23 protein-coding genes are annotated in these 18,831 nt (G+C 68.1%); 15 read left to right on the plus strand and 8 right to left on the minus strand.

Going from position 1 to position 18,831, the window contains the following annotated elements; genetic code table 11:
- The first annotated feature begins 4 nt into the window (after positions 1–4).
- Complete coding sequence (locus GGQ98_RS06555) at positions 5–448, plus strand: vgr related protein (RefSeq protein ID WP_184066871.1); 444 nt, start codon at positions 5–7, stop codon at positions 446–448.
- Between the two features lie 139 nt (positions 449–587).
- Here GGQ98_RS06555 and GGQ98_RS06560 read toward each other — a convergent pair whose 3' ends face one another.
- Genes GGQ98_RS06560 through hrcA form a run of 3 tightly spaced genes read right to left on the minus strand, consistent with a single transcriptional unit; the run spans position 588 to position 2,552 of the window.
- Positions 588–968, minus strand: a complete 381-nt coding sequence (locus tag GGQ98_RS06560) for a lipocalin-like domain-containing protein (protein ID WP_184066874.1) — start codon at positions 966–968, stop codon at positions 588–590.
- A gap of 4 nt (positions 969–972) precedes the next feature.
- Positions 973–1,503, minus strand: a complete 531-nt coding sequence (grpE, locus tag GGQ98_RS06565) for a nucleotide exchange factor GrpE (RefSeq protein ID WP_184066877.1) — start codon at positions 1,501–1,503, stop codon at positions 973–975.
- The gene (gene hrcA / locus GGQ98_RS06570; RefSeq protein ID WP_184066880.1) at positions 1,500–2,552 is read right to left on the minus strand and encodes a heat-inducible transcriptional repressor HrcA; all 1,053 of its coding nucleotides are present in this window, start codon (positions 2,550–2,552) and stop codon (positions 1,500–1,502) included. The genes grpE and hrcA overlap by 4 nt, the downstream gene beginning before the upstream one ends.
- 107 nt (positions 2,553–2,659) lie before the next feature.
- Here hrcA and rph point away from each other — a divergent pair, with 107 nt between their 5' ends.
- Genes rph through hemW form a run of 3 tightly spaced genes read left to right on the plus strand, consistent with a single transcriptional unit; the run spans position 2,660 to position 5,092 of the window.
- Positions 2,660–3,376 carry a ribonuclease PH gene (gene rph / locus GGQ98_RS06575; protein WP_184066883.1) on the plus strand — a complete coding sequence of 239 codons (717 nt, stop codon included), beginning with the start codon at positions 2,660–2,662 and terminating at the stop codon, positions 3,374–3,376.
- A 4-nt stretch (positions 3,377–3,380) separates the two neighbouring features.
- Entirely contained in the window at positions 3,381–3,977 is a 597-nt protein-coding gene (gene rdgB / locus GGQ98_RS06580) for an RdgB/HAM1 family non-canonical purine NTP pyrophosphatase (RefSeq protein WP_184066886.1), read from the plus strand.
- Complete coding sequence (gene hemW / locus GGQ98_RS06585) at positions 3,965–5,092, plus strand: radical SAM family heme chaperone HemW (RefSeq protein ID WP_184066889.1); 1,128 nt, start codon at positions 3,965–3,967, stop codon at positions 5,090–5,092. The genes rdgB and hemW overlap by 13 nt, the downstream gene beginning before the upstream one ends.
- Positions 5,093–5,102: 10 nt before the next feature.
- Here hemW and GGQ98_RS06590 read toward each other — a convergent pair whose 3' ends face one another.
- Entirely contained in the window at positions 5,103–6,338 is a 1,236-nt protein-coding gene (locus GGQ98_RS06590) for a penicillin-binding protein activator (RefSeq protein WP_243451738.1), read from the minus strand.
- 61 nt (positions 6,339–6,399) lie between these two features.
- Between GGQ98_RS06590 and rsmI the strand changes: the two genes are divergently transcribed.
- The 4 genes from rsmI to GGQ98_RS06610 are packed head-to-tail and all read left to right on the plus strand — an operon-like array spanning position 6,400 to position 9,188.
- Positions 6,400–7,248 (plus strand): 16S rRNA (cytidine(1402)-2'-O)-methyltransferase, encoded by an 849-nt coding sequence (gene rsmI / locus GGQ98_RS06595; protein WP_184066892.1) that lies wholly within the window; start codon positions 6,400–6,402, stop codon positions 7,246–7,248.
- Positions 7,245–7,604, plus strand: coding sequence for a YraN family protein (locus GGQ98_RS06600; protein ID WP_184066895.1), 360 nt, complete (start codon positions 7,245–7,247; stop codon positions 7,602–7,604). Before rsmI ends, GGQ98_RS06600 begins: the two co-directional genes overlap by 4 nt.
- A 35-nt stretch (positions 7,605–7,639) precedes the next feature.
- Positions 7,640–8,587 (plus strand): glutathione synthase, encoded by a 948-nt coding sequence (gene gshB / locus GGQ98_RS06605; RefSeq protein WP_184066898.1) that lies wholly within the window; start codon positions 7,640–7,642, stop codon positions 8,585–8,587.
- 1 nt (position 8,588) lies between these two features.
- Positions 8,589–9,188 (plus strand): DedA family protein, encoded by a 600-nt coding sequence (locus GGQ98_RS06610; protein ID WP_184066901.1) that lies wholly within the window; start codon positions 8,589–8,591, stop codon positions 9,186–9,188.
- Here the strand turns inward: GGQ98_RS06610 and GGQ98_RS06615 are convergent.
- From GGQ98_RS06615 to fsa, 3 genes are all read right to left on the minus strand, one after another.
- Positions 9,185–10,129 carry a tyrosine recombinase XerC gene (locus tag GGQ98_RS06615; protein ID WP_424141351.1) on the minus strand — a complete coding sequence of 315 codons (945 nt, stop codon included), beginning with the start codon at positions 10,127–10,129 and terminating at the stop codon, positions 9,185–9,187. The two genes, GGQ98_RS06610 and GGQ98_RS06615, sit on opposite strands and share 4 nt — an antisense overlap.
- The gene (locus GGQ98_RS06620; protein WP_184066904.1) at positions 10,108–10,671 is read right to left on the minus strand and encodes a DUF484 family protein; all 564 of its coding nucleotides are present in this window, start codon (positions 10,669–10,671) and stop codon (positions 10,108–10,110) included. The genes GGQ98_RS06615 and GGQ98_RS06620 overlap by 22 nt, the downstream gene beginning before the upstream one ends.
- Positions 10,672–10,824: 153 nt before the next feature.
- Complete coding sequence (gene fsa, locus GGQ98_RS06625; RefSeq protein WP_184066907.1) at positions 10,825–11,478, minus strand: fructose-6-phosphate aldolase; 654 nt, start codon at positions 11,476–11,478, stop codon at positions 10,825–10,827.
- Between the two features lie 109 nt (positions 11,479–11,587).
- Between fsa and GGQ98_RS06630 the strand changes: the two genes are divergently transcribed.
- Genes GGQ98_RS06630 through msrA form a run of 4 tightly spaced genes read left to right on the plus strand, consistent with a single transcriptional unit; the run spans position 11,588 to position 15,260 of the window.
- Positions 11,588–13,771 carry a primosomal protein N' gene (locus GGQ98_RS06630; protein WP_184066910.1) on the plus strand — a complete coding sequence of 728 codons (2,184 nt, stop codon included), beginning with the start codon at positions 11,588–11,590 and terminating at the stop codon, positions 13,769–13,771.
- Between the two features lie 19 nt (positions 13,772–13,790).
- Complete coding sequence (msrB, locus tag GGQ98_RS06635) at positions 13,791–14,285, plus strand: peptide-methionine (R)-S-oxide reductase MsrB (protein WP_184066913.1); 495 nt, start codon at positions 13,791–13,793, stop codon at positions 14,283–14,285.
- Between the two features lie 10 nt (positions 14,286–14,295).
- On the plus strand, positions 14,296–14,688 hold the full coding sequence (msrB, locus tag GGQ98_RS06640) for a peptide-methionine (R)-S-oxide reductase MsrB (protein WP_184066916.1): 393 nt from the start codon (positions 14,296–14,298) through the stop codon (positions 14,686–14,688).
- The gene (gene msrA / locus GGQ98_RS06645; RefSeq protein WP_184066919.1) at positions 14,685–15,260 is read left to right on the plus strand and encodes a peptide-methionine (S)-S-oxide reductase MsrA; all 576 of its coding nucleotides are present in this window, start codon (positions 14,685–14,687) and stop codon (positions 15,258–15,260) included. The genes msrB (GGQ98_RS06640) and msrA overlap by 4 nt, the downstream gene beginning before the upstream one ends.
- 7 nt (positions 15,261–15,267) lie before the next feature.
- On the opposite strand, the gene GGQ98_RS06650 is transcribed toward msrA, so the two are convergent.
- Positions 15,268–15,564, minus strand: a complete 297-nt coding sequence (locus tag GGQ98_RS06650; RefSeq protein ID WP_341534152.1) for a hypothetical protein — start codon at positions 15,562–15,564, stop codon at positions 15,268–15,270.
- A 268-nt stretch (positions 15,565–15,832) separates the two neighbouring features.
- Here GGQ98_RS06650 and GGQ98_RS06655 point away from each other — a divergent pair, with 268 nt between their 5' ends.
- From GGQ98_RS06655 to GGQ98_RS06665, 3 genes are read left to right on the plus strand one after another with little or no spacing between them, the layout of a single operon-like run.
- Positions 15,833–16,393, plus strand: coding sequence for a F0F1 ATP synthase subunit delta (locus tag GGQ98_RS06655; protein WP_341534153.1), 561 nt, complete (start codon positions 15,833–15,835; stop codon positions 16,391–16,393).
- A gap of 6 nt (positions 16,394–16,399) precedes the next feature.
- Complete coding sequence (atpA, locus tag GGQ98_RS06660; protein WP_184066925.1) at positions 16,400–17,929, plus strand: F0F1 ATP synthase subunit alpha; 1,530 nt, start codon at positions 16,400–16,402, stop codon at positions 17,927–17,929.
- A gap of 13 nt (positions 17,930–17,942) precedes the next feature.
- On the plus strand, positions 17,943–18,827 hold the full coding sequence (locus GGQ98_RS06665) for a F0F1 ATP synthase subunit gamma (RefSeq protein WP_184066928.1): 885 nt from the start codon (positions 17,943–17,945) through the stop codon (positions 18,825–18,827).
- Positions 18,828–18,831 lie beyond the last annotated feature (4 nt).

Below are 18,831 nucleotides of genomic sequence, written 5' to 3' on the forward strand. Positions count from 1 at the left end.
CGCGATGGCGCGCCGGGCGTTCGGCGACGCGATCGATCTTGCGCGCGTTTCCATCCGGCGGGCCAAATGGTGGTGGCTGCAACCGGCGTGGGTGGTGATGGCGCCCGACGGGCACATCTGGTTCCACCCCAACAACAGCGCATGGCGCGAGGATTTCAGCGAGGCCTCGCTGTTCCTGCAGGGACTGATCGTTCACGAGCTGGCGCACGTGTGGCAGCACCAGCAGGGCGTGAACCTGATCCTGAAACGCGGACCGCTGGCGCGCTACGACTATCTGCCGCTGAAGTCGGGCAAGGTTTTCCAAGACTACGGACTGGAACAGCAGGCCGAAATCGTTCGCGACGCCTACGTGAAGCGCATGGGCGGCGACGTACCGGGCACCCCGCCGCTCGCGACCTATGATGCGCTGCTGCCTTTTCGTGGGGCGGCGGGTCGAGGGATGGCGTGAGGATTTGGGGGGGGGGCGGGATGCTGTTCCCGCAGGGTGCGTCCCTCGACTTCGCTCGGGATGAAAGCCCTTTATAGGCTACATTTGTCATCCCGAGCGAAGTCGAGCGACGCACAACCTGATGGCTCGCGGGGTCGACCTAAACCGCGCGCACCCAGATCAGATCGTGGAAGAACTCGGCGCCGGAGCGGCTGGTTTCCGGCGGGGTGCGGAGCAGAAGCCGGCCTTCGCCGGTGGGGTCGAACTCCATGATGCGGCGGGTGAGCGTGGTGCCGACCCAGCGCGCGACCGTGGCGTGCTCGACGGCGTGGTGGATATCGTCGCCCTCGCGCCGCCAGCGGCCCGCATAGGCGATGACGAGCGGATGGCCGTCCACCTGCCGCGTGAGGATCGCGCTCATGTGACCTTCGGGATCATAGAAGATGCGCCCGCCCGCATCGAGCACGTAGGGATCGCCGTCGCGGAACTCGACCCACTGATCGAGTTGCCACACGCCGCAGATCGGATCGGGCGTTGTCATCGGTTCATCCCGCCTTCGCGACAGTGACCATCGCGGGACGCAGCAGGCGCTCCTTGAGGACATAACCGGTTTGCAGCTCGGCAACGATGGTGCCGGGCTCGGCGCCTTCCTGCTCCACCTCCAGCATCGCCTGATGCCGGTTCGGATCGAGCTTCTGGCCGACGCTTTCGATGCGCGCGATACCGTGTTTGTCGAACGCCTTCAGGAGTTCCTTTTCCGTGATCTCGACACCCGACAGCAGCGGACTGGCCACGACATCGTCCTTGGCGGCGGCATCGAGCGCGCGGCGGAGGTTATCGGCAACGCCGAGCAGGTCGCGCGCGAAGCCCGTGACGGCATAGGCGACCGCGTCCGCCTTTTCACGTTCGAGACGGCGGCGCACGTTTTCCGTTTCCGCGACGGCGCGCAGCATGCGATCCTTCAGATCGGTGATCTCCGCGTCTTTTTCCGCCAGCGGGTCGGGCTCCGGCGTTTCCACCGGCTGCTCTGCGGCAGCGATATCCTCGGGGGTCAACTTTTCGTTTTCGTCAGTCATCCTATCAGCCTGCTGAGGGTTCGGGCGGTATAATCCACCATGGGTACGATGCGTGCGTAGTTCAGACGCGTGGGGCCGATGACGCCCACGACGCCCACGATCCGCCCTTCCGCACCGCTATAGGGGGCGGCGATAACCGATGAGCCGGAGAGCGAGAAGAGCTTGTTTTCCGAGCCGATGAAGATTTTCATCGCCCGCGCCTCGCGCGCGTCATCGAGAACGCGCAGCATTTCGACCTTGTCGTCAAGATCGGCGAGCAGCGAACGCACGCGCTGAAGATCCGCCTCCGCCGCATCGTCGAGAAGATGCGACTGGCCGCGCACGATGAGCACCGAGCGATCCGCATCGTCCGCCGACCAGCTCGCGATGCCGCGCGCGATGAGATCGTGCGTGGCGCTGTCGATCAGCGCGCGTTCGGTTTCGATCTCGCGCTGCAGCCGCGTGGTGGCGTCGGCAAGCGTTCCGCCCGCAAGGCGCGCGGTCAGATAGTTCCCGGCTTCGACGAGCGCGGCGGAAGACACGGGATATTCCAGATCGACGATGCGATTCTCGACCGTGCCGTCGTCGGCCACGAGGATCGCGAGGATGCGCGTGGGCGACAAGGCCGTGAAGCTCGCCTGGCGCAGCACGCGCTCGGTGCGCGGCACCATGACCACCGCCGCGCAGGACGAGAGCCCGGAAAGCACCGCCGTCGCGCGGGAAAGCACGTCTTCGACGACGCGGTCCGATGCGGTGAGCCCCGCCTCGATGGCGGCGCGCTCCTCCGCGCCCGCCTCGCTTGCCTGCATCATGCCGTCAACGAACAGGCGCAGGCCGAAATCGGTGGGAATGCGCCCCGCCGACGTGTGCGGGCTGCCGAGCAGGCCGCCGCGTTCCAGATCGTGCAGCACCGAGCGGATCGATGCGGGCGACAGGCCGAGACTGTCCGGGCGGGTCGCAAGCGTCTTCGACCCCACCGGCGTGCCCGACGTGATATATTCCTCGACGACCTGCCGGAACACGGCGCGGGCGCGATCGGATAGCTCTGTTATGGTCGGGCCGCTTGTCATCGCGCTGGAATGTAGGGTGGCGGCGGCCTCCTCTCAAGTGATCTGGACCCACGCACCCCAAGCCGGTACACGGCGCGGCACATACCATTCCCCGCACAGGAGTTTTCATGCGACCTTCCGGCCGCGCGCCCGACGAGATGCGCACCATCGAAATGATCCCCGGCTTTTCCCGCCACGCCGAAGGATCGTGCCTCGTGAAGTTCGGCGATACGCACGTGCTGGTGACGGCGAGCCTGGAAGAGCGCGTGCCGCCGTTCCTGCGCGGCAAGGGCGAAGGCTGGGTGACGGCCGAATACGGCATGCTGCCCCGCGCCACGCACACGCGCGGATCGCGCGAGGCGGCGAAGGGCAAGCAATCCGGCCGCACTCAGGAAATCCAGCGGCTGATCGGGCGTTCGCTGCGCACGGTCGTGGACATGAAGGCGCTCGGCGAGCGGCAGATCACCATCGACTGCGACGTGCTGCAGGCCGACGGCGGCACGCGCACGGCGGCGATTTCGGGCGCGTGGGTGGCGCTGCGCATCGCGATCGACAAATTGATGGCGGACGGAGTGCTGACGGTCGACCCCATTCGCGCGCAGGTCGGCGCGATCAGTTGCGGCGTCTACGAGGGTACGGCGGTGCTCGACCTCGACTACCCGGAAGATTCCGCCGCCGAGACCGACGCCAACTTCGTGATGACCGACAAGGGCGGCATCGTGGAAGTGCAGGCCACGGCGGAGCGCGATCCGTTCGACGAGGAGACGCTGCTGCGCATGATGCGCCTCGCGCGGATCGGCTGCGGCAAGATCTACGCGGCGCAGGCGAAGGCGACGGGACGCTAGACCCGTGGCGCGGACGCTCCTCCCCGGCACGCTGATCGTGGCGAGTCACAACCCCGGCAAGGTGCGGGAAATCCGTGATCTGCTGGCGCCCTTCGGCATCGCGCCCGTATCGGCGGGCGATGCGGGGCTGCCGGAGCCGGACGAGACGGAAACGACGTTTCGCGGCAATGCCGAGCTGAAAGCGCTCGCCGCCGCGCGCGGATCGGGGCTTCCGGCGCTGGCCGACGATTCGGGGCTGAGCGTTCACGCGCTCGGCGGCGATCCGGGCATCTATTCGGCGCGCTGGGCGGGACCGGAGAAGGACTTCGGCCTCGCGATGCGCAAGGTGCACGAGGCGCTCGGCGATGCCGGGGACCGCGGCGCGCACTTCACCTGCGCGCTGTCGCTGGCGTGGCCGGACGGGCACGTCGAAACCTTCGAAGGCCATGTCCACGGCGCGCTCGTGTGGCCGCCGCGCGGCGAGAAGGGCTTCGGCTACGACCCCATGTTCGTGCCCGAAGGACACGACATCAGCTTCGGCGAGATGGCGCCGGACGCCAAGCACGCGATGAGCCACCGCGCGCGCGCGTTCACCCAATTGGTTGAGGCATGCCTGAAATAGCAGGGCCGCTCGCGCTTTACGTCCACTGGCCGTTCTGCGTCTCCAAATGCCCGTACTGCGACTTCAACAGCCACGTGCGCGAGCGCGTGGACGAAGCGGCGTGGCGCGACGCGCTGATCGCCGACATGGAATACGAGGCGCGCCTGACACCCGCGCGGCGGCTTTCGAGCCTGTTCTTCGGCGGCGGCACGCCTTCGCTGATGTCGCCCGCAACCGTGGCCGCGATCATCGATGCCGCCGACCGTCTGTGGGGCTTCGAGAACGCCGAGATCACGCTGGAGGCGAACCCTTCGAGCGTCGAGGCGGAGCGGTTCGCGGGCTTCGCGGCGGCGGGCGTGAACCGCGTGTCGCTGGGGCTGCAGGCGCTCGATGACACGGCACTGAAGGCGCTGGGCCGCGCGCACGATCTTGACGAAGGGTTTGCCGCGCTGGGCGTGGCGCAGCGGCATTTCCCGCGCGTGAGCTTCGATCTCATCTACGCGCGCGAGGGGCAGACGCCCGGCGAATGGGAGGCCGAACTGTCGCGCGCGCTGGCGTTCGGCACCGAGCATCTGTCGCTCTACCAGCTGACCATCGAACCGGGCACGGCGTTCGCGACGCGCGCGCGGCTGGGGCGGCTGAGCCTGCCGGAAGAAGACGCCTCGCTCGGCATGTTCGAGATGACGCGCGCGATGACGGCCGCGGCGGGGCTGCCCGCCTACGAGGTTTCGAACCACGCGCGGCCGGGCGCGGAAAGCCGCCACAACCTCACCTACTGGCGCTACGGCGACTACGCGGGCGTCGGCCCCGGCGCGCACGGGCGGCGCGGCGGCATGGCGACACTGCGGACGCGGCTGCCCGAAGCGTGGCTGAAATCGGCGGTCGCGAGCGAAACGCCGCTCGACGGGCCAACCCGCGCCGACGAGGCGCTGATGATGGGGCTGCGGCTGCTTGAGGGTATCGATGAGGCGGTGTTTGCCGAGCGCACGGGGGTCGGGCTCGGCGATGTCGTCAGCGATGCGGGCCTCGAGGAGACCACGCGGCTTGGGCTCGTCGTCTGGGGAAATGGGCGTTTGCGGCTGACCGACAAGGGCCAGCCGCTGCTCAACGCCGTGGTTTCAAGGTTGCTGACATAGGCAGGGTGCGTCAGGCCCCCGGACGCTTCGCGAAGGTGCGCGGCGCGGGGGAGACGACGGTGGCGCCCGAGGCGCCCACCTGCCCCACTTCGAGGCCGCGATCGGCGATGCCCGATGCGCCGAAGCGGAAGATGCCGTCCACGCCCGCGAAGCCGTCCGAATCGCGCAGGCGGGCTTCGGGGAAGCTGGAGCCGATCGTCCAATCACCCGCGATGGCGTTCACCAGCAGCACCGAATCGTAGCCGAGGCTGGCGAGCCGCGACGGCGCGCCGCCGAACTTCGCACGGTAGCGCGAGGCGAGCTGCTGGAACCGCGTGTCGGGCACGCTGGCGTACCAGGCGCCGTGCAGACCCTGCACGCTGCGGATGCCCGGCTCGGCGTTCCAGAGTTCGGGGCCGAGGTAGCGGACCTTGCCCGGCCCCGCGCCATATTGCGTGAGCGGGCCGAGGAAGGCGGACGCGATCTGGCTGCCGTCCGCGATCAGCAGCGCCTGGAAGGAGACCGGCCCGAGCCGTTCCTGAACGGGCGCAACCGTGCCGTCGGCGCGAACGATGCCGCCCTGGCTCGCCCGCGCAACGCGCGCTTCATAGTCCGTAAGGCGGCGGACGGCGGCCTGCAGCTTGGCGCGCGAGCGCTCGTAGGTTTCCACCGCCGTGACCTTGCCGCCTGCATCGCGCACCGCGCGCAGCATCGCGCCCGACGCGCGCTGGCCGTAGTTGCCTGCGGGCACGAGCGCCCCGAAGCGCTCGACGCCCTGCGCGCGCGCGTAGCGCACGACGCGGTCGATCGACTGATCGGGCTGGTAGCCGAGGATATAGACGCCGTTTCCGGCGACAGTGGCGTCGTTCGAATAGGAGATGATGGGAATGCCCGCCGCCTTGGCGACGCCGCGAACAGCGGTGACATCGGGCGCGAGCAGCGGCCCGAGGAAGAGCTTGTTGCCCTCCGCCACCGCGCGGCGCGCCGCCGCCGCCGCACCGGGCGCGGTATCATAAACGGTGAGCTTGATGTTCGTGGCCTTCACATCGAGCAGCGCCATGTTGGCGGCGTTCGCGAGCGACTGGCCGACGCGCGCGGTGCTGCCCGACATCGGCAGCAACAGCGCGACGCGGTTCTGCGGAATTTCCCTGGGCGCTTCCACGGTCGGCGGCGGCGGCGGCGGCGCCTCGACTTCCGGCGCTTTCTGCACGGTTTGCGTACATGCGGCGGCGGCAAGCGCCGCAAGCGGCAGCAGCGTTTGCTTCAAGCCCGAAAAACAGCGATTCCAAAATCGCCCGCGTCGCTCCATGCTGTAGATCGACATGTCCATGGCACCCTTACCCCTTGATCTGGAACCCGGCCTTTACATCGTGGCGACGCCCATCGGCAACCTGGGCGACATCACGCTGCGCGCCGCCGACGTGCTGAGGGCCGCCGGCTTAATCGCCGCTGAAGATACGCGAGTGACAGCAAAGCTGCTTGCGCGCATCGGCAGCGACCGCCCGATGGTGCCCTACCACGACCATAGTGACAGCCGTGCGCGTGCGCGGCTGCTGGAACGCATGCGAAACGATTCGGTCGCGCTGGTCAGCGACGCGGGCACGCCGCTGATCTCCGATCCCGGCTTCAAGCTGGTGCGCGAGGCGCGCGCGCAGCACATACCGGTCACGACGATTCCCGGGCCGTGCGCGGCGATTGCTGCGCTGACGCTGGCGGCGCTTCCCACCGACCGTTTCCTGTTTGCCGGGTTCGTTCCCGCCAAGGCGAAGGCGGCGGCGGATACGATCGCCGAACTCGCCGGGCTCGACGCCACGCTGGTGTTCTACGAATCCGGAAGCCGGCTCGGGCGAACGCTCGCAGCCTTGAAGGCAGGGCTCGGCGACCGGCCCGCAGCCGTTGCGCGCGAGATCACCAAGGCGTTCGAGGAAACCGTGACGGGCACGCTCGGCGACCTTGCCGCGCGCTACGCGGACGCGCCGCCCAAGGGCGAAATCGTGATCGTCGTCGGCCCGCCCGAACCGGCCGCGCCGGCGGATGCCGAGACGCTCGACGCGGCGCTTGCCGCCGCGATGGACGCGCAGCCGCTGAAAACCGCCGTTGCCGAGGTGAGCGCCGCGCTCGGCCTCCCCCGCAAGCAGGTCTATGCCCGCGCGCTCGAACTGCGCGGGGCGCAGTGAAGCGGCAGGCGGCCGAACGGCACGGCCGCCGCGCCGAACGCATCGCCGCGCTGTGGCTGAAACTGAAAGGCTACCGCATCCTCGGGCAGCGCATCCGCACACCGGCGGGCGAAATCGATATCGTGGCGCGGCGCGGCCGCCTGCTGGCGTTTGTGGAAGTGAAAGCGCGCAACAGCGATCTGGATGCGTCCGCCGCGCTGGAGCCCGCGCGGCTGCGGCGGGTTACGCGCGCGGCCAATCTCGTGCTCGGCCGCTACATCGCGGGCTGCGACGGCGCGCGCATCGATGCGCTGGTGATTTCGAAGGGCCGCCTGCCCCGCCACTTCGAAGGCGTGGTCGACGGCGATTGGGCTTAGCTGCTAGAGGGCCGTTCGAATCGAAGGGATTTTCCATGAGCCTCAACGTCGCCGTCCAGATGGACCCCATCGCGCACATCAACATCGCGGGCGATTCGACCTTCGCGCTGATGCTGAAGGCGCAGGAGCGCGGCTACACGATGTGGCATTATCTCGCCGATGAGCTTTCCTGGCGCGGCGGCCGCGTGATCGCCCATGCGCGGCCGGTTTCGGTGCGCGCCGTCGCGGGCGACCATTATACGCTGGGCGAAGCGCGCGATCTCGATCTGGGCAGCGATGTCGATGTCGTGCTGATGCGGCAGGATCCGCCGTTCGATATCGGCTACATCACCGCCACGCACCTGCTCGAAATGCTCGACGGCGAAACGCTGGTGGTGAACAACCCGCGCGAGGTGCGCAACGCCCCTGAAAAGCTGTTCGTCACCCAGTTCGCCGATCTGATGCCGCCGACGCTCATCACGCGGCGGCTCGAGGAGGTGCTGGCGTTCCGCCGCCGCTACGGCGCGATCGTCATCAAGCCGCTGCACGGCAACGCCGGTGCCGCCGTGTTCAAGCTGGGCGAGGACGACGGCAACCTGCCCGCGCTCGTCGAGCTGTTCTCGAGCGTGTGGCGAGAGCCGTTCATGGTGCAGCGCTTCCTTCCCAAGGTAAGCGACGGCGACAAGCGCATCGTTCTGGTGGACGGCAAGGTGGCGGGCGCCATCAACCGCCTGCCCAAGGCCGGCGAGATCCGGTCCAACCTGGCGGCGGGCGGCAATGCGGCGAAAACGCTGCTCACCGCGCGCGAAGAGGAAATCTGCGCGCGACTGGCGCCCGAGCTGGAACGGCGCGGGCTGCTTTTCGTCGGAATCGACGTGATCGACGGCTATCTCACCGAGATCAACGTCACCTCGCCCACCGGCATCGTCGCCATCGACCGCTTCAACGGCACCGACACGGCAGGAATGATCTGGGATGCGATTTTGAGGAGGCTCGACCGCTGATATGGGTGAATGGGTACAACAGCTGATCGCCGAGACCGGCTATCTCGGCATCGCCTTCCTGATGTTTCTCGAGACGGTGTTTCCGCCGATCCCGAGCGAAATCATCATGTCGTTCGCAGGGCTGGAAGCCGCGAAGGGGGCGTTCAGCCTGGTCGGCGCGATCATCGCGGGAACGACGGGCGCGATGTTCGGCAACATCTTCTGGTATCTGCTCGCCAAGCAGATAGGCATCCACCGCTTCGATCCCATCGTCCGGCGCTTCGGCCGCTGGCTGACCGTCAGCATCGGCGACATCGAGAAGGCGCACAAATGGTTCGACCAGCACGGCGCGGCCTTCGTGCTGTTCGGGCGCATGTTGCCGACGCTGCGCTCGCTCGTCTCCGTGCCCGCAGGCTTCATGGAAATGAACTTCCGGCGCTTTGTGATCTATTCGACCATCGGCACCGCGGGATGGACGACGCTGCTCGCGGTCACGGGCTATAAGCTCGGGCAGGATTATGCCGAGATCGAAGCCTATGTCGGGCCGGTCGGCACTGCCGTGATCGTGGTGTGCCTGGCGGGCTATGTGTGGCGCGTCATCACCTGGAAGCCGCACGCCTAAGCGCGCGGATGCGCGTGCCGGTAAACATCGAGCAGGCGCGCCGCGTCGACCTCCGTATAGACCTGCGTGGATGACAGGCTGGCGTGGCCGAGCAGTTCCTGAATCGCGCGCAGATCCGCGCCCCGCGCAAGCAGATGCGTCGCGAAACTGTGGCGCAGCGCGTGCGGGGTTGCGGACGGCGGCAGGCCGAGCGCGGCGCGCACGGCGCGCATCGCAGCGCGGATCATGCCCGGCGACAGCGCGCTGCCCTTCGCGCCCCGGAACAGCGGCGTGCCCGGCGCGGGGCTGAACGGCGCCAGTTCGAGATAGGCTTCGATCGCCTCGCGCACCCTGGGCAGCACGGGCACGACGCGTGTTTTTCCGCGCTTGCCCGTCACGGTGATCGCCGCGCCGATCGGCAGCACGTCGCCGGTGAGCGACAGCGCCTCGGCGATGCGCAGGCCCGAGCCGTAGAGCAGCAGCAGCACCGCCGTATCGCGCGCGCCGATCCACGGCTCGCGCGCCGCATCTCCGGCGAGATCGGCGACACCGGCGGCGTCAGCCGGCGCGAGCGGGCGCGGCACGCGCTTTTTCAGGCGCGGCGAGGCCAGCCCCGCGATCGCCTTGCAATCGATGCCGCGATGCTTTCGCGCCCAGCGAAAGAAGCTCCTGAGCGACGCCACCTCGCGCGCGACCGAGGCGTTCGCCAGCCCTTCGGCGCGGCGGTGCGCGAGATAGGCGCGGAGGTCGGCGAGGCTGAGCGCGGCAAGCGCGGCATCGTCGACAGGGCCACCGAGGTGCCCGCCCAGGAAATGGACGAAGCCGTTCAGGCTCGTCTGATAGGCGCGGAGCGTGTGCGCGGAGCGGCGCTCGGCAGCTTCGAGGTGGCCGAGCCATTCCGCGACGCGGGCGTGCGCGGGCTGGTTCAGCGCACGCGGGTCTAGGGCTCGATCTGCATCCACCGCGCGATCATGCGCGAAACCACGTCGCCGAGGAAGGCGAGAAGCTCGCTGCCGTGATAGTCGCCGAAATTGTGAGGCGCGCGCGAACCCAGCGCAATGATGCCGGTGGGCGCGGGCGGCGTGGGGCGCAGCGCGATCAAAGCCTCGGAGCGGATGAGATCGGCGGCGGGGCCGAACACGGGCGCGCCGTGCTTGACGCTGCGCGCCTGCCCCACGGGAAGCAGATGGCACCACAGCTCGACCTGCTCGGGATCGATGAACTGCACGCCGCTGGCGCTCGCCCTGATGCCCTGCCCGCTGGTGGTGAGGCCCATTCCGATCGCATCGACGCGCAGGATATCCACCCAATCCTGCGTGACCACATGGATGAGATGTTCGAAGCTGCTTGCATCGAGCGCGGCGAGCGCGGCGGCGTGAATCTGCTGCACGGCACCGGCATGACCGCGCGCATAGGCGAGCAGATCGCTGTTCGCCTCGCCGAGCGCGGCGACACGGGTGCGCAGGCGAACGAGCGCTTCGGACTGGAAATCGAGAACAGCCATGGCCACAACCCTATCGCGGACATGGTTAAGAGAAGCTGAGCGGCGGGGGAGCCCTTTCCTCCTCGCCACTTCAGGGGAGGGGTCTATCCTCAAACGCTGCGCCGGGGGGGACCGCCCCACCCCAACCCCTCCCCTGAAGAGGAGGGGCTTCGGTTAGAGGATGGACTGGCCGGTCTTTTCCCAGTCGGCGAGGAAGCCGGCGATGCCTTTTTCGGTGAGCACGTGATTGAACAGCGCGCGGATCACCGCCGGGGGGGCCGTCATCACGTCCGCGCCGATCTTCGCCGATTCGAGCACGTGGATGGGGTGACGGACGCTGGCGACGAGGATCTCGGTCGCATAATCATAGTTGTCGTAGATGAGGCGAATGTCGCTGATGAGCTGCATGCCGTCGGCGCCGTTGTCGTCGTGACGGCCGACGAACGGCGAAATAAAGGTCGCCCCCGCCTTCGCCGCGAGCAGCGCCTGATTCGCCGAGAAGCAGAGCGTGACGTTGACCATCGTGCCGTCGCGCGTCAGCGCCTTGCAGGTCTTGAGGCCGTCGATGGTGAGCGGCACCTTGATCGCGATGTTGTCCGCGACCTTCCGGAGAACCTCGGCCTCCTTCATCATCGTTTCGTGATCGAGCGCGACGACTTCGGCGGAAACCGGGCCTTCGACGATCTTGCAGATTTCGGTCACGACCTCGACGAAGCCACGCCCGGACTTGTGGATCAGCGACGGGTTCGTCGTTACGCCGTCGAGAAGGCCCGTGGCGGCGAGGTCTGCGATTTCCCTGGTATCGGCGGTATCGACGAAGAATTTCATGGCGGGGGCTTTCGGAGCTGGAGCGTTTCAACAGCCCTTAGCGATACGAATCGCTTGGCGTCCATAGCGCGGCTTTGCCTTCGCGGGCGCGCGCTTACATAAGAGCGCGATGCCTGCCCCCCGTCCCGCTTCCCGTCTGCGCGTTCTCACCCGCAACGCCGCGCTCGGCCCGCTCGACTACCGCGCGCCCGCCGAAGGCGTGCCGGTGGGCAGCGTGGTGCGCGTGCCGCTGGGGCCGCGCGAGCTGCACGGCGTGGTGTGGGAGGCGGAGAGCCTGCCGGCGGGCGAGGTTGCCGACGCCAAGCTGCGGGCGATCCTGGGCCCCGCGCCGGTGCCGCCGATCCCCGCGAGCGTGCGGCGGCTCGTCGAGTGGGTGGCGGCCTATTATCTGGTGCCGCCCGCCGCCGTGCTGCGCATGGTGCTGTCGGTCCCCGCCGCGCTCGACGGCGCGCGCACCGTCACCGAATACCGCGTTTCGGGCCAGCTTCCCGAACGGATGACCGAGAAGCGCGAGGCGGCGCTTTCCACGCTCGGGCACGCGCAGGGGCTGGTGCGCGAACTTGCCGAATGGTCGGGCGTGTCGGACGCGGTGATTCGCGGGCTGATCTCGGCGGGCGCGATCGAGCCGGTGACTGTGTCGGTGGACCGTACGCCGCCGCTGCCCGACCCCGCGTTCGACCCGCCAACGCTGGAGCCGGAACAGGCGGCGGCGGCAGCGGCGCTGGTCGAGGCCGTCCACGCGCACGACTTCGCGCCGTTCCTGCTCGACGGCGTGACGGGCTCCGGCAAGACCGAGACCTATCTGGAAGCGGTCGCCGCCGCGCTGGAGGAGGGCGGACAGGCGCTCGTGCTGCTGCCCGAGATCGCGCTGACCGAGCCGTTCCTGCGCCGCTTCGAAGCGCGCTTCGGCTGCAAGCCGGTGCAGTGGCACAGCGACCTGCGTGCCTCCGAGCGCCGCACCGCGTGGCGGGCGGCGGCGAGCGGCGCGGCGAAGGTGGTGGTGGGGGCGCGCTCCGCGCTGTTCCTGCCCTACCCGGACCTGCGGCTGATCGTGGTGGACGAGGCGCACGAGACGAGCTTCAAGCAGGAAGACGGCGTGCCCTATCATGCGCGCGATGTCGCGGTGATGCGCGCGCAGATCGAGGCGATCCCCATCGTGCTCGCCACCGCGACGCCCGCGATCGAGACGCTGGCACAGGTGACGCGCGGCCGCTACCGCCACCTTGAACTGCCCAGCCGCTACGGCGGCGCGCAGATGCCCGGCATCGAGGCGATCGACCTTCGCGTCACCCAGCCCGAGGCAGGCCGCTGGCTGGCGCCGCCGCTCGTCGAGGCGATGAAGACGACGCTGGCGCGCGGCGAACAATCGCTGCTGTTCCTCAACCGGCGCGGCTATGCGCCGCTGACGCTGTGCCGCCACTGCGGCACGCGCATCGAGTGCCCGAACTGCACGGCGTGGATGGTGGAACACCGGCTGGTGAAGCGGCTGCAATGCCACCACTGCGGGCTGGTGGAGGCAGTGCCCGACGCCTGCCCCGAGTGCGGCGAGGAACACAGCCTCGTCGCCTGCGGGCCGGGCGTGGAGCGTATCGCCGAAGAGGTCTCCGCGCTGTTCCCGGACGCGAACGTCGCGCTTGTCACCTCGGACACGATCCACTCCCCCGCGCAGGCGAAGGCATTGGTCGACAGCGCGCTCGCCCGCGAGATCGACATCTTCATCGGCACGCAGCTCATCACCAAGGGCTACCACTTCCCCGAACTGACGCTCGTGGGCGTCGTCGACGCGGACCTTGCGCTGAAGGGCGGCGATCTTCGCGCGGGCGAGCGCAGTTTCCAGCAGATCAGCCAGGTGGCGGGGCGCGCGGGGCGCGGCGAAAAGCCGGGGCACGTCTATATCCAGACGCACCAGCCCGAAGCGCCCGTGCTCGCCGCGCTCGTCGCCGGGGACGCGCCGGGTTTCTATGCCGCCGAGACCAAAGCGCGCCGCGCCGCCGCGATGCCGCCGTTCGGGCGGCTGGCCGCGATCATCGTTTCCGGGCCGGACGAGGCGCAGGTGGCGGCGACAGCGCGCGCGATCGGCCGCGCCGCGCCCACGGGCATCGACGGCCTCACCATCCTTGGCCCCGCGCCCGCCCCGCTGTCGCTGCTGCGCGGACGCTTCCGGCACCGGCTGCTGGTCCACGCGGCGCGGCGGGCGGACGTGCAGGGGCTGATCGCGGACTGGCTCACGCGCGTAGAGGTGAATAGAAACGTGCGCGTAACGGTCGATATAGACCCCTACAGCTTCGTGTGAAGCGCGCTATATTGAGCGCATGCGACGCCGCGAACTTTTGGGATTCGGCGCGGGCCTGCTGGGCGCGGGGCTTGCCGCGCGCTGGGCGTTCGCCCGGGGCGAACCGCCGGCCGGAACCTTCGAAATCCGCTACAGCGACGCGGAATGGAAGCGCCGCCTGACGGGCAGGCAATATTACATCCTTCGCGAATCGGGCACCGAGCGGCCGGGCACGAGTCCGCTGCTGAAGGAAAAGCGCAAAGGCGTGTTCGCCTGCGCGGGCTGCGCGCTGCCGCTTTACCGCTCCGCCGACAAGTACGACAGCGGCACCGGCTGGCCGAGCTTCACACGCCCGCTGAAGGACGCCGTGGGCACGGCGCGCGACGTCACCCTCGGGATGGTGCGCACGGAAGTTCACTGCCGCCGCTGCGGCGGGCATCTGGGACACGTCTTCAACGACGGCCCGCCGCCCACCGGCAAACGGCACTGCATCAACGGCGACGCGCTCGATTTCGTCCCCGCCGGGAGCGCATGACAGGAAGACCATGGACACGTCACTGACCGAGACCGAATGGAAGGCGCGCCTGACATCCGAACAATATCGCGTCCTGCGCGAGGCCGGAACCGAGCGGCCGTGGTCCAGCCCGCTGAACGGAGAGAAGCGCGAGGGCGCGTTCGTCTGCGCGGGCTGCGGCGCGGTGCTTTACCGTTCCGCCGACAAGTTCGACAGCGGCTGCGGCTGGCCGAGCTTCACGCGCGCGAACGGCGAGATCATCGAGCGTCCCGACCATAGCCACGGCATGACCCGCACCGAGCTGCTGTGCGGCAACTGCGGCGGGCACCTGGGCCATGTGTTCGACGACGGCCCCCTGCCCACCGGCAAGCGCCACTGCATCAATGGCGTGTCGCTGGCGTTCGAGCCCGAAAGCCCGGAATGAAACGCGCCGCCGCGCTGGCGCTGATCGTCGCCGCCGGATTCGCGCCTGCGGAAAGCCCGCGGCGCGCGGAGGCGATTTTCGCGATGGGCTGCTTCTGGTCGGCCGAAGCCGCGATGGAAAAGCAGCCCGGCGTGATAACCGCGGTTTCCGGCTTCGCGGGCGGGCATGTGAAGAACCCCACTTACAGGCAGGTCACGCGGGGCGGCACCGGCCACCTGGAGGCCGTGCGCGTCGTCTACGATCCGCGCAGGACGAGCTACGCAAAGCTGCTCGACGCCTTCTGGCACAACATCGATCCGTTCGATCCGGCAGGCCAGTTCTGCGACAAGGGCGCGGCCTATCAGACCGCCGTTTTCGCCGCAAACGCCGACCAGCGCACGCTGGCGGAAGGCGACAAGGCGCGAATCGGCAAGCGGTTCGGCAAGCGCGTCGCGACCGACATTCGGGGCGCCGCCACGTTCTACCCGGCGGAGGCTTACCATCAGGACTTCGCCAAGCGGAACGCGCGGCACTATGGCGCCTATCGTTCGGGCTGCGGGCAGGACCGGCGGCTCAAGGCCATTTGGGGGTAGCACAACCTTAGTATTGCACCCGCTCTGCTGCGATCGGGCACCATTTCTCGTCGTATTCGCCGCGTTTGCGGGCAGCGTCGCACTTGCGGCGCGCCTTGCCGATCCGTTCTTCCTGCTTCCTGATTTCGCGCCCGCGCTTTTCGTCGGCTTCCGACTGGCTGGTGGTCACGGCATCGACACCCGCGCCGACCGCCTTCACGGGAAGCGTGACGATATCGACCGCCGTGCGCGCGATGCAGGCCGGAAGCAGCGGCGCGGCCAGCGGCAGGATCAATCGGGGCGAGGCGAATCGGGCGAAGCGCACAGCAACACATCTCCAGCGGAAGACACACGCATCCTTACGCGCAACCCGATGAACAATCGCGCGGCATCGCGCTTTTTCGGCGCGCATCGGGGGCATTTCGTCGCGTGCCCGTCGGCCCGTGTTTTCCGCCTCTTGTTGCCTTGCAACATGGAGGGGTGCGTGCTAGTCGGCCCCCGCCGGTCGTGAAGGGGGTGCATTCGCGCGCCCTTCGGTTATGCGCAGGCAATTCGACATCCGGGCTTACACCGAACGAGACCCAAGAGGACGCGTGGATACAGGCAATACAGGGAGCAGGGCACACGGACTTTCGGGGCGTTACGCCACCGCATTGTTCGATCTGGCCCGTGACGGGAAAGCGATCGAGGCTGTCGAGGCGAGCCTTGCCTCGGTTCGCGCGGCGCTTTCCGAATCGGAAGATTTTCGCGGGCTGACGGCATCGCCGCGCATCGCACGCAGCGATGCAGCGAAGGCCGTGGCCGAAGTCGCAAAGGCGCTGAAGCTCGATCCGCTCACCACGAAATTCCTCGGCGTGCTTGCCGAAAACCGCCGTCTCGGCGCGCTTTCCGCAATCATCCGCGATTATAACGGCCTTGCCGCCGCCTACCGCGGCGAAGTGACCGCGCAGGTGACGGCGGCACAGGCGCTGACCGCGAAGCAGCAGGATGCGCTCAAGGCAAAGCTGAAATCCGGTCTCGGTCGCGACGTGGCGCTCGACGTGAGCGTCGATCCCGCCATCCTCGGCGGTCTCGTCGTGCAGATCGGCAGCCGCATGATCGACAGTTCAATCCGTACCAAGCTTGGCGCGATGGCGCAGGCGATGAAAGGCTAAGGCAAGATGGATATCCGCGCCGCCGAGATTTCGGCCATCATCAAGGATCAGATCGCGAACTTCGGCACCGAAGCGCAGGTCTCTGAAGTCGGCCAGGTGCTGTCGGTGGGTGACGGCATCGCGCGCGTCCACGGGCTCGACAACGTCCAGGCGGGCGAAATGGTCGAGTTTCCCGGCGGCATCATGGGCATGGCGCTGAACCTGGAAGTCGACAACGTCGGCGTCGTGATCTTCGGATCGGATTCGACCATCAAGGAAGGCGACACCGTCAAGCGCACCGGCGACATCGTCGACGTGCCGGTCGGCAGGGGCCTTCTGGGCCGCGTCGTCGATGCGCTCGGCAACCCGATCGACGGCAAGGGTCCGATCGAATCGACCGAGCGCCGCCTCGTCGAGGTGAAGGCGCCGGGCATCATCCCGCGCAAATCGGTTCACGAGCCGGTGCAGACCGGCCTCAAGGCGCTCGACGCGCTGGTTCCCGTCGGCCGCGGCCAGCGCGAACTCATCATCGGCGATCGCCAGACCGGCAAGACCGCCGTGGCGCTCGACACCTTCATCAACCAGAAGGGCGCCAACACCGGCACTGACGAGTCCAAGAAGCTCTACTGCATCTACGTCGCCATCGGTCAGAAGCGTTCGACCGTGGCGCAGATCGTGCGCGCACTCGAAGAGAACGGCGCGATGCAATATTCCATCGTCGTGGCCGCCACCGCCTCCGAGCCGGCGCCGCTGCAGTTCCTCGCGCCCTACACGGGCTGCGCGATGGGCGAATATTTCCGCGACAACGGCATGCACGCCGTGATCGTGTACGACGACCTTTCCAAGCAGGCCGTCGCCTACCGCCAGATGTCGCTGCTGCTGCGCCGCCCGCCGGGCCGCGAAGCCTATCCGGGCGACGTGTTCTATCTCCACTCGCGCCTGCTGGAGCGCGCCGCGAAGCTCAACGAAGCGAACGGCAACGGCTCGCTGACCGCGCTGCCGATCATCGAGACGCAGGCGGGCGACGTTTCCGCGTACATCCCGACCAACGTGATCTCGATCACCGACGGCCAGATCTTCCTTGAAACCGACCTGTTCAACGCCGGTATCCGCCCGGCCATCAACGTCGGCCTTTCGGTCAGCCGCGTCGGCTCCGCCGCGCAGACCAAGGCGATGAAGAAGGTCGCGGGCTCGATCAAGCTGGAGCTGGCGCAGTACCGCGAAATGGCGGCGTTCGCGCAGTTCGGCTCGGACCTCGACCCCTCCACGCAGCGGCTGCTGAACCGCGGCGCGCGCCTTACCGAGCTTCTGAAGCAGCCGCAGTTCTCGCCGATGCCGGTGGAAGAGCAGGTCGCATCGATCTTCGCGGGCGTGAACGGCTACCTCGACGGCATCCCGGCAAACGCCGTGACCCGCTTCGAGAGCGCATTCCTTTCGGACCTGCGCGCCAACAACGGCGAGATCCTGCGCAGCATTCGCGAGACAGGCGCGCTTTCCGACGAAACCACGGCCAAGCTGCACGAAATCCTCAAGGAATTCGTGCGGACCTTCGCATAAGGCCGACACCTAGATGGCAACCCTCAAATCTCTCAAGCTGCGGATCGCCTCGGTCAAATCGACCCAGAAGATCACGAAGGCGATGAAGATGGTGGCCGCCGCCAAACTTCGGCGCGCGCAGGAAGCCGCCGAGGCGGGTCGCCCCTACGCGAGCCGGATCGAAGCGGTCGTCGCCTCGCTGGGCGCAAGCATCACGCCGGGCCCGCAGACCTCGAAGATGCTGACGGGTTCGGGCAAGGAGGAGACCTATCTCCTCGTCGTCTGCACATCGGATCGCGGCCTCGCCGGCGCGTTCAACGCGAACATCGTGAAGGCGGCGCGCGTGCGCGCGCAGGCGCTGGTCGCGGCGGGCAAGACGGTGAAGTTCTATCTGGTCGGCAAAAAGGGCGGCGCGGTCATCCGCCGTCTGTTCCCCGGCACGATCATCGCCTCCACCGAGTTCGCGGGCGTCAAGCAGATCGGCTTCGAAAACGCCGCGCCGATCGCCGAAGACATCGCCGCGCGCTATGAGGCGGGCGAGTTCGATATCGCCTACATGTACTACGCCCGGTTCCAGTCGGCGCTGGTGCAGGAGCCGACCGAGCAGCAGATCCTTCCCGTTCCGGTCTCCACCGGCAGCGGCGAAGCGGCGGCAGGGGCTTCGGCCGCGGTCGAGTACGAGCCGGACGAGGAAGCCATCCTCGCCGACCTTCTGCCGCGCAACCTTTCGGTGCAGCTGTTCCGCGCGCTGCTGGAAAACGCCGCATCGGAGCAGGGCAGCCGCATGACCGCGATGGACAACGCCACGCGCAATGCCGGCGACATGATCAACCGCCTGTCGATCCAGTACAACCGGCAGCGCCAGGCAGCGATCACCACCGAACTCGTCGAGATTATTTCGGGCGCCGAAGCGCTCTAGTCAG

It is taken from the genome of Sphingosinicella soli (assembly GCF_014199685.1).
Classification (GTDB): Bacteria; Pseudomonadota; Alphaproteobacteria; order Sphingomonadales; family Sphingomonadaceae; genus Sphingosinicella; species Sphingosinicella soli.

Coding starts and splice junctions, on each gene's coding strand:
- GGQ98_RS06555 (WP_184066871.1), top strand. CDS start 5: ATGGCGCGCCGGGCGTTCGGCGACGCGATCGATCTTGCGCGCGTTTCC.
- GGQ98_RS06560 (WP_184066874.1), bottom strand. CDS start 968: ATGACAACGCCCGATCCGATCTGCGGCGTGTGGCAACTCGATCAGTGG.
- grpE (WP_184066877.1), bottom strand. CDS start 1,503: ATGACTGACGAAAACGAAAAGTTGACCCCCGAGGATATCGCTGCCGCA.
- hrcA (WP_184066880.1), bottom strand. CDS start 2,552: ATGACAAGCGGCCCGACCATAACAGAGCTATCCGATCGCGCCCGCGCC.
- rph (WP_184066883.1), top strand. CDS start 2,660: ATGCGACCTTCCGGCCGCGCGCCCGACGAGATGCGCACCATCGAAATG.
- hemW (WP_184066889.1), top strand. CDS start 3,965: ATGCCTGAAATAGCAGGGCCGCTCGCGCTTTACGTCCACTGGCCGTTC.
- rsmI (WP_184066892.1), top strand. CDS start 6,400: ATGGCACCCTTACCCCTTGATCTGGAACCCGGCCTTTACATCGTGGCG.
- gshB (WP_184066898.1), top strand. CDS start 7,640: ATGAGCCTCAACGTCGCCGTCCAGATGGACCCCATCGCGCACATCAAC.
- GGQ98_RS06610 (WP_184066901.1), top strand. CDS start 8,589: ATGGGTGAATGGGTACAACAGCTGATCGCCGAGACCGGCTATCTCGGC.
- GGQ98_RS06620 (WP_184066904.1), bottom strand. CDS start 10,671: ATGGCTGTTCTCGATTTCCAGTCCGAAGCGCTCGTTCGCCTGCGCACC.
- fsa (WP_184066907.1), bottom strand. CDS start 11,478: ATGAAATTCTTCGTCGATACCGCCGATACCAGGGAAATCGCAGACCTC.
- GGQ98_RS06630 (WP_184066910.1), top strand. CDS start 11,588: ATGCCTGCCCCCCGTCCCGCTTCCCGTCTGCGCGTTCTCACCCGCAAC.
- msrB (WP_184066913.1), top strand. CDS start 13,791: ATGCGACGCCGCGAACTTTTGGGATTCGGCGCGGGCCTGCTGGGCGCG.
- msrB (WP_184066916.1), top strand. CDS start 14,296: ATGGACACGTCACTGACCGAGACCGAATGGAAGGCGCGCCTGACATCC.
- msrA (WP_184066919.1), top strand. CDS start 14,685: ATGAAACGCGCCGCCGCGCTGGCGCTGATCGTCGCCGCCGGATTCGCG.
- atpA (WP_184066925.1), top strand. CDS start 16,400: ATGGATATCCGCGCCGCCGAGATTTCGGCCATCATCAAGGATCAGATC.
- GGQ98_RS06665 (WP_184066928.1), top strand. CDS start 17,943: ATGGCAACCCTCAAATCTCTCAAGCTGCGGATCGCCTCGGTCAAATCG.